1 pseudogene is annotated in these 1,086 nt (G+C 74.6%); it reads left to right on the top strand.

The annotated features are described in order from the left end of the window. Positions 1 to 229 precede the first annotated feature (229 nt). Positions 230 to 1,086: pseudogene (locus QR77_RS47505) on the top strand (SAM-dependent methyltransferase); the annotation flags it as partial.

The following is a 1,086-nucleotide window of genomic DNA, read 5'->3' as shown; positions in this document are numbered from 1 at the left end:
GCTCGGCGGAGCCCCGCGCGACCCCGGCGCCGCCGGATCCCGCCGCGCATCCGCAGCCGACGGCGGCCACGAGGAGTGCGGCCAGCGTGGCTCTGGCCACTCTGACCTTCGTCATCATTTGTTCCTTTTGTCGCACTAGCTGCATGGTGCAGGATCTTGCCAGCGCACTCCGCACCTCGTCCTGCCGAGACCGCCACCTGTACGCACACCGTCGCCCGGCTGGCCCACAATGGGCCGGGTGACCGACCGCGCCCCCTCCCAGCCCGTACCCCCGCGGCAACTGCCTTCGCAGCCGCCGCCATCGCAGCCGCTGCCTTCGCCGCTTCTGGAACCGCTGCTCTCCGCCGAGGGACAGGCGCTGCTGGCCGAACTGCGCGACCACGACCCGGCCGAGGAGCTGGCCCTCGCCACCCGGCTGCGCCGCGACCACCCGGCCGAGCTGGTCTCCATGGCGCTGGCCCAGGCGCGGCTGCGGCAGCGGGCGGTGGCGAAGTTCGGGGAACGGGACGCGTACCGCATGTACTTCACCCCGAACGGCGTCGAGCAGGCCACCCGCTCCACGGTCGCCGCCCACCGCGCCGCCCGCTTCCGCACACTCGCCGCACCCGGGGGCCGCGTCACCGACCTCTGCTGCGGCATCGGCGGGGACGCGATCGAGCTGGCCCGCGCGGGCTTCGCCGTACGGGCCGTCGACATCGATCCGCTGACCTGCGAGATCGCCCGTACGAACCTCCTGGCGCTGGCGCCGGACGCGCCGGCCCCGACGGTGACGCGCGCCGACGTGCTCAGCTACGGCCTGGACGACGCCGGGGCGCTCTTCATCGACCCCGCGCGGCGCGGCGGGCGAGGCAGGATCTTCCGACCCGAGGGGTACTCGCCCCCGCTGTCCTGGGCGATCGAGGCGGTACGGGCGGCGGGCCGGGGCGCGATCAAGATCGCGCCGGGCATCCCGCACGAGCTGGTGCCCGACGACTTCGAGGCCGAGTGGATCTCGGACGGCGGGGATGTGAAGGAAGCGGTGCTGTGGCACTCCGGCGGGGGTGTGGAGAGCGGGGGCAGCGGGGGTGGGGGCAGCGAGGGCGGGGG

The sequence above is a fragment of the Streptomyces sp. 150FB genome (assembly GCF_000818195.1).
Classification (GTDB): Bacteria; Actinomycetota; Actinomycetes; order Streptomycetales; family Streptomycetaceae; genus Streptomyces.
The sequence above is the reverse complement of the archived record's forward strand: the minus strand, read 5'-3'. Positions and strand labels throughout refer to the sequence as shown.